7 protein-coding genes are annotated in these 7,125 nt (G+C 53.7%); 1 reads left to right on the top strand and 6 read right to left on the bottom strand.

Going from position 1 to position 7,125, the window contains the following annotated elements; all coding sequences use genetic code 11:
• The 4 genes from tuf to rpsL all read right to left on the bottom strand — a co-directional run.
• Positions 1–1,106: elongation factor Tu (gene tuf, locus FEE96_RS14935; protein ID WP_138164029.1), on the bottom strand; the 1,106-nt coding region annotated here is incomplete at its 3' end.
• A 63-nt stretch (positions 1,107–1,169) separates the two neighbouring features.
• Positions 1,170–3,287 (bottom strand): elongation factor G, encoded by a 2,118-nt coding sequence (fusA, locus tag FEE96_RS14930; RefSeq protein WP_138163923.1) that lies wholly within the window; start codon positions 3,285–3,287, stop codon positions 1,170–1,172.
• A gap of 24 nt (positions 3,288–3,311) precedes the next feature.
• The gene (rpsG, locus tag FEE96_RS14925; protein ID WP_138163922.1) at positions 3,312–3,782 is read right to left on the bottom strand and encodes a 30S ribosomal protein S7; all 471 of its coding nucleotides are present in this window, start codon (positions 3,780–3,782) and stop codon (positions 3,312–3,314) included.
• A 12-nt stretch (positions 3,783–3,794) separates the two neighbouring features.
• The gene (gene rpsL / locus FEE96_RS14920; RefSeq protein WP_127750150.1) at positions 3,795–4,166 is read right to left on the bottom strand and encodes a 30S ribosomal protein S12; all 372 of its coding nucleotides are present in this window, start codon (positions 4,164–4,166) and stop codon (positions 3,795–3,797) included.
• 408 nt (positions 4,167–4,574) lie between these two features.
• Here rpsL and FEE96_RS14915 point away from each other — a divergent pair, with 408 nt between their 5' ends.
• Entirely contained in the window at positions 4,575–5,381 is an 807-nt protein-coding gene (locus FEE96_RS14915) for a putative rhamnosyl transferase (protein WP_138163921.1), read from the top strand.
• On the opposite strand, the gene FEE96_RS14910 is transcribed toward FEE96_RS14915, so the two are convergent.
• Both FEE96_RS14910 and FEE96_RS14905 read right to left on the bottom strand, forming a co-directional pair.
• Entirely contained in the window at positions 5,370–6,236 is an 867-nt protein-coding gene (locus FEE96_RS14910; protein WP_138163920.1) for a DMT family transporter, read from the bottom strand. The genes FEE96_RS14915 and FEE96_RS14910 overlap by 12 nt on opposite strands.
• Entirely contained in the window at positions 6,233–7,045 is an 813-nt protein-coding gene (locus tag FEE96_RS14905) for a glycosyltransferase (RefSeq protein ID WP_138163919.1), read from the bottom strand. The genes FEE96_RS14910 and FEE96_RS14905 overlap by 4 nt, the downstream gene beginning before the upstream one ends.
• Between the last annotated feature and the right edge of the window lie 80 nt (positions 7,046–7,125).

Below are 7,125 nucleotides of genomic sequence, written 5' to 3'. Positions count from 1 at the left end.
CCTGTTTCCATCGCGATTGGTGCGATCAGCTCAACGTTGAACTTCAGGTTGTCGCCTGGCATCACCATTTCTGTGCCCTCGGGCAGAACAACGGTACCAGTGACGTCTGTAGTCCGGAAGTAGAACTGTGGACGGTAGTTGGCGAAGAATGGGGTGTGACGACCACCTTCTTCTTTGGTCAGGATATAGGACTCAGCTTCGAACTTCGTGTGTGGGTTCACCGACTTAGGTGCACACAGAACCTGGCCACGCTCAACGCCGTCACGGTCAACACCGCGCAGCAATGCGCCAACGTTGTCGCCAGCTTCACCGCGATCCAGCAGCTTGCGGAACATTTCAACACCGGTACAGGTGGTTTTCTTGGTGTCGCGGATACCAACGATTTCGATTTCGTCGCCAACGTTGATCACGCCACGCTCAATACGGCCAGTCACAACGGTACCACGACCGGAGATCGAGAACACGTCTTCCACAGGCATCAGGAACGGCTGGTCAACAGCACGCTCTGGTGTTGGGATATAGTCGTCAACCGCAGCCATCAGAGCAACAATCGAGTCTTTACCGATGTTGTCGTCACGCTCTTCCATAGCGGCCAAAGCCGAACCAGGAATCACAGGAATGTCGTCGCCAGGGTATTCGTAAGAAGACAGCAGCTCGCGGATTTCCATTTCCACCAGTTCCAGCAGCTCTTCGTCGTCAACCTGGTCAACTTTGTTCATGTAGACAACCATGTAAGGGATGCCAACCTGGCGACCCAGCAGGATGTGCTCACGTGTCTGCGGCATTGGGCCGTCAGCAGCGTTCACAACCAGGATGGCGCCATCCATCTGAGCCGCACCAGTGATCATGTTTTTGACGTAGTCGGCGTGGCCGGGGCAGTCAACGTGAGCATAGTGACGGGTCTCGGTTTCATACTCAACGTGGGCGGTCGAGATGGTGATACCACGGGCTTTTTCTTCCGGTGCGCCATCGATCTGATCGTAGGCCTGGAAGTCACCAAAGTACTTGGTGATCGCTGCGGTCAGCGTGGTTTTGCCGTGGTCAACGTGGCCGATGGTGCCGATGTTGACGTGTGGTTTGGTACGTTCGAACTTTTCCTTAGCCATGATGGCCTCCTATTTGTTTGAGGCAGATGCGCGTTGATCGCGCACCCGCTAAATATTTGACGCTTATGCGTATTTCGCTTGGATCTCTTCCGAGATCGCATTCGGAACCGGATCGTAGTGGTCAAACTGCATCGAGAACTGGGCGCGGCCCGAGCTCATCGAACGCAGAGTGTTGATGTAGCCGAACATGTTGGCCAAAGGCACAAACGAGTCGATGGCAATTGCGTTGCCACGAGGCTCTTGTCCAGTCACCTGACCACGACGCGATGTCAGATCGCCGATGATACCGCCGGTATATTCTTCCGGAGTGATCACTTCGACTTTCATGATTGGCTCAAGCATCTTCGCACCGGCAAGGCGCATACCTTCGCGCATACACATACGTGATGCGATTTCGAAGGCCAGAATGCTGGAGTCAACATCGTGGAACTTACCGTCGAGCAACTGCACTTTGAAGTCGATCACAGGGAAGCCAGCCAGAGGGCCGCTGTCCATGACAGACTTGATGCCTTTTTCAACGCCAGGAATGTATTCCTTAGGCACCGCACCACCAACAATTTTGGATTCGAAGGAGAAACCTTCGCCCGCTTCTGTTGGAGTGATCAGCAGTTTCACTTCACCGTACTGACCCGAACCACCCGACTGTTTCTTGTGGGTGTAGGTATGCTCGACTTCGTGACCAATGGTCTCGCGGTAAGCAACCTGAGGTGCACCGATGTTGGCATCAACACCAAATTCACGACGCAGACGGTCCACCAGAATATCCAGGTGAAGTTCGCCCATGCCCTTCATGATGGTCTGACCCGATTCAAAATCGGTTTCAACACGGAAGGAAGGATCTTCTGCAGACAGACGCTGAAGGCCAGTCGACATCTTTTCCTGGTCACCCTTGGTCTTGGGCTCAACGGCAATCTCGATCACAGGATCGGGGAAGTTCATTGTTTCCAAGATAACCGGATCAGCGATCGAACAAAGAGTATCACCAGTTGTGGTGTCTTTCAGTCCGCCCAGAGCGATAATGTCACCAGCGAATGCTTCGGCGATTTCATCACGGTCATTGGAGTGCATGATCATCATGCGGCCAACGCGCTCTTTTTTGCCCTTGGTCGAGTTCAGGAACGAGTCGCCCTTTTCCAGCTTACCGGAGTAAATGCGGGTAAAGGTCAGCGAGCCCACAAAGGGGTCATTCCAGATCTTGAACGCCAGCGCCGAGAACGGCATGTCGTCATCAGCACGACGCGCAATGTCACGAACTTCGTCTTCATCACCAGGCAAGAAGCCCATGTAATCAACAACGTCCATTGGGCTCGGCAGATAGTCGATCACAGCGTTCAACAGAGGCTGAACACCTTTGTTTTTGAACGCGGAACCACACAGAACCGGAACGAATTCCATTGCCAGCGTACCCTTACGGATCAGCTCACGCAGTTTTTCGATCGTTGGCTCTTCGCCTTCGAGATAAGCTTCCATGGCATCGTCATCCATTTCGACAGCCATTTCGATCATCTCAGCACGCATCTCGTCGCACTTGTCCTTGAGCTCAGCGCGAATTTCGCGGTGCTCCCAGGATGCGCCCAGATCTTCGCCAGCCCAAACCCATTCTTTCATGGTGACCAGGTCGATCATGCCTTCAAGCTCGGTCTCAGCGCCAATTGGGCACTGGATCGGCATTGGGCGGGCGCCGGTACGGTCGGCGATCATCTCAACACAGTTGAAGAAGTCAGCGCCGATCTTGTCCATCTTGTTGACGAACACGATACGCGGAACCTTGTAGCGGTCAGCCTGACGCCACACGGTTTCAGTCTGAGGTTCAACACCAGCGTTGGCGTCGAGCAAAGCAACAGCACCATCGAGAACCGCCAGCGAACGTTCAACTTCAATCGTGAAGTCAACGTGGCCAGGGGTGTCGATGATGTTCATGCGGTGCTTTTCAGAATCCGCAGTTTCACCGTCTTCGGTGCGTTCCCAGAATGTGGTTGTCGCAGCCGAAGTGATGGTGATTCCACGTTCCTGCTCCTGCTCCATGTGATCCATGGTAGCAGCGCCGTCGTGCACTTCGCCGATGTTGTGTGACTTACCAGTATAAAACAGGATGCGCTCGGAACAGGTAGTTTTACCTGCATCGATGTGCGCCATGATCCCGAAGTTACGGTAGCGGTCGAGGGGATATTCGCGAGCCATTGTTCTCGTCCTAATCCTTAGAGGTTACCAGCGATAATGGCTGAATGCTTTGTTAGCATCGGCCATCTTGTGGGTGTCTTCGCGCTTTTTAACGGCGGAACCACGGGACTGGACTGCGTCCATAAGCTCGCCTGCAAGGCGCTCTTCCATGGTGTTTTCGTTGCGAGCACGGGAAGCGTTGATCAACCAACGGATGGCCAGAGCTTCGCGGCGTTCGGGGCGTACTTCAACAGGAACCTGATAAGTAGCACCACCAACACGGCGCGAACGAACTTCGACCGAAGGTTTGATGTTGTCGAGGGCTTCGTGGAAGACTTCAACAGGCGAACGCTTGATCTTGCTTTCAACGCGATCCATCGCGTTGTAAACGATCCGCTCTGCGACCGACTTCTTACCGTCGATCATCAGGTTGTTCATGAATTTGCTCAATACGCGATCGCCAAATTTGGCGTCGGGTAGAATTTCGCGCTTCTCAGCGGCGTGACGACGTGACATCGAATATTCCTCTTACTTAGGACGCTTCGCGCCGTACTTCGAACGACGTTGTTTACGGTCTTTGACGCCCTGGGTATCCAGAACACCGCGAAGGATGTGGTAACGGACACCGGGAAGATCTTTTACCCGGCCGCCACGGATCAGAACCACAGAGTGCTCCTGAAGGTTGTGGCTTTCACCCGGGATATAGGAGATCACTTCAAAACCGTTGGTCAGGCGTACCTTAGCAACTTTCCGCATCGCGGAGTTTGGTTTCTTAGGAGTGGTCGTGTACACACGTGTGCAGACGCCGCGCTTTTGCGGGCAGCCTTGCATATGCATGGACTTCGAGCGTTTTACTTTCGGCTGCCGCGGTTTGCGGATCAGCTGTTGGATCGTTGGCATTCCGGTTTTATCCCCGTTTTGCAACTCATGGTCATGCACGCCAGGACGTGCGGCTCAATTCTTTCGCGCTATGATATCACAAGCGCAAAAACCGCAATCGCTCCCATTCCGAGGTGAACGACGCGGTGGGTTTACAGAGGAGACAAGCGATAGGTGCTTGAAACTTGGTCCACTACAGTTTTGATATCGGCTTATGAGGAGACCCCCAAATGCCGGATATCGCGCGTATATGGGGAGTCGCAGATGATGTCAACAGGGGCCCAGACTGTACCTCCTTCTAGGCGTCGAAGGGCTTACATCCAATACAATGTCCCAATTATTGACCCGTAGCATTTGGACAGCTTGCTGTGCCCTACCCGGCAGGCCATAGTAACCGAATATGTGTTATTCACCGGTCAGGGTCTATTCATGCAGGTAATTGGATTGTGCCGGTTTTCCTATCCCGCAATAGGCGGCTTTCAAGTCAAACATGAAACCACCGAGGATCGGATTGGCTTTCTCTACAACAAAGAGAGGTTGATGGTACGGTTTCAACTGTTTGAAACCATCGCCCTGCCCTGCCTGCGTGCGCAAACTGATCAGCAGTTTGATCTCATTGTGGTGATTGGGGACAGTCTGCCAAAGCACCATGCGGACCGCTTACGCGACCTGTGCGCAGACATTCCCCAGATCCGCATCCACGCTGAGCCACCACGTCGACAGCGGGAGGTGATGAAAGAGGTTCTCAACGCTGCACGTCGCGATCCATCGCAGCCCTGCATACAGTTTCGCCATGATGATGATGACGCTGTTTCAGTGGATTTTGTTGAAAGGCTACGTCAAACCGTTATTGACTGCCCCGGCCTGGTGGATCGCAATCCAACGGTGGCGATAGACTTCAACCGAGGGTTCATCGCAGAAGTCGACGCCTCAGGCATGTCCGCCGCCGCCACGATGAAGCCCTACAATGTTGCCGCGCTTGGTATGTATATGCAGGGAGGATCAGCGAAAACGATTATGAACTTCGCACACAACAAACTAAATCAGTTCATGCCCACCGTGACCATTACCGATGCTCCGATGTGGCTACGCACCCACAATCAATACAACGATTCCCGCCAGAGCGGCGCGCATGTGGTCGATGTGACGCCAGTCACACCCGAACTGGCGGGCGAAATTGCGGCGCGCTTTGCAATTGAACCCGACCATATCCGCCGCGTGTTCTCAGCTCTCTGACACTTGCCGCTCGCGGTAGAGGGTGAATAGCCCTGTGGCCACGACAATTGCCGCCCCTAACAGCGTAAGTGGGTCCGGCCAATCACCAAACACCAACCACCCCAGCAACAATGCCCAGAGCAGCCCAGTATACCGAAACGGTGAAACAAAGGCGACGTCCCCCACCCGCATCGTCATCACAGAACACAGATATCCAACAAAAATGAAGACCGCTGCACCCGTAACAATCGCCAGACTGTTGACCGTGACGGGCTGCCATGTGACCTGTGTTGAAGCAACGAGACCAAACACCAATACCGTCAGGGAAGCCAACAGCGTCACTACCATTGACGGAACCTCGCTCGACATGCGCCGGGTCAGCAGATCCCGCGCTGTAATGGCTATCACAGCCCCAAGCGCATAGAGCGTCCCCGAGCCAAAACCATCAACACCTGGACGCACAATAAGCAAAATTCCGCAGAAACCGACGAGGATCGCTGATATCCTGCGCCACCCAACTGGTTCACAAAAGAACAGGGCTGCACCAAGTGTTATCGTCAGCGGTAACCCCTGCAGGATCGCTGTTAAATTGGCGAGAGGTGTCACCATCAGCGCGGTGAGAAAGAGGTAGGTAGATAGGAGTTCAGCAACGCATCGCGCTGCGACCAATCCCCAGTCTCCCTTAGCCAGGTTCCACCGCAGTGAGCCCAAACGCCGGGCCAACAGATAGATCAACAATGTCGCGACCACGCCGCGCAGTGTCAGGATTTGCGACAAAGGCATTTCCCCACCGACCATTTTGACCAGTGTATCGTTGATGGTAAACCCGGCCATACTGCCGATCATCAGCAGCGCGCCCATCTGGTTTCCGGTCATGGCAGTATCTCCTGCAACGCACTCACGCTCAGATCAAAATGCTGTTTCAAGCCCGCCTCAATCTGTTCGGTATCCCATTTGTGGGTTCGACCCATCTGCGTCGGGTCAGATTTGTTGTCGCCGTGAATTGTACGTACAAAACTTGGCACCGAAATGTCAGTGAATGTATTGAAATGCTGTGCGAACTTCCGGTGATTGAAACGGTAGGGATTCATCCCATGACCTACCGGAGCAACAAGTGCCGTACCCGTCGACAACGGCGCGCGCTCACAAGCATCGAAGACATCAACGCCCGCGTCAGTTTTCTGCGCATAGAAACCACGGTTGTTAGCCAGAATAAACGGGGTATCGGGCCCTTGCAGAGGGATCATGCCCTTGGCCAGATGTTTGCTACGGCGGACAAAATCGATGTCCACCGCATCATCATCATCCAGCCGAAACAGAATTTGGTGACTCGCCTTTTCAGGCGGCACAATGGCGTAACCTTGTTTTAACATCCGGTAGTGAACGCCAGCGTCTACAGGGTGACAGACCACATTTGGCAACGGGTCCAGCAGATCAAGAAGGCGTATCATGTATGGGGCTGGAAGTGCTTTGGCGGTCAGTACTACCAGCGTAAAATCCATATCACTTTGCCGCATCAAGGACCGAAGGCAAAGCTGTTCAAAGATTCGAAATCTCAGCTCCAGCCTTTCAGGTGAAAAAAGGTGCGCTGCGGTTTCCTCAAGCGTGCTGAAGCGTTCCGAGTAATAGGTTGGGCTGAGCACTGAGAAGCGCAGCAGTCCAACCATTTTGATATTCAAATCCATCGAACGCCTCAACATCTCAACTTGGTTTGCCTGACCCAACCACCTGAGGCCCGGAAAGAAAAGAGGTTATTAGCATCGCA

Origin of the sequence: Parasedimentitalea maritima (assembly GCF_005771405.1) — a bacterium.
GTDB lineage: Bacteria > Pseudomonadota > Alphaproteobacteria > Rhodobacterales > Rhodobacteraceae > Parasedimentitalea > Parasedimentitalea maritima.
Note: the sequence above shows the minus strand (reverse complement) of the source record. Positions and strands in the feature narration are given on the sequence as shown.

Excerpts from the sequence above, each read along its gene's own strand:
- fusA (WP_138163923.1), bottom strand. The coding sequence starts at position 3,287 with ATGGCTCGCGAATATCCCCTCGACCGCTACCGTAACTTCGGGATCATG.
- rpsG (WP_138163922.1), bottom strand. The coding sequence starts at position 3,782 with ATGTCACGTCGTCACGCCGCTGAGAAGCGCGAAATTCTACCCGACGCC.
- rpsL (WP_127750150.1), bottom strand. The coding sequence starts at position 4,166 with ATGCCAACGATCCAACAGCTGATCCGCAAACCGCGGCAGCCGAAAGTA.
- FEE96_RS14915 (WP_138163921.1), top strand. The coding sequence starts at position 4,575 with ATGCAGGTAATTGGATTGTGCCGGTTTTCCTATCCCGCAATAGGCGGC.
- FEE96_RS14910 (WP_138163920.1), bottom strand. The coding sequence starts at position 6,236 with ATGACCGGAAACCAGATGGGCGCGCTGCTGATGATCGGCAGTATGGCC.
- FEE96_RS14905 (WP_138163919.1), bottom strand. The coding sequence starts at position 7,045 with ATGGATTTGAATATCAAAATGGTTGGACTGCTGCGCTTCTCAGTGCTC.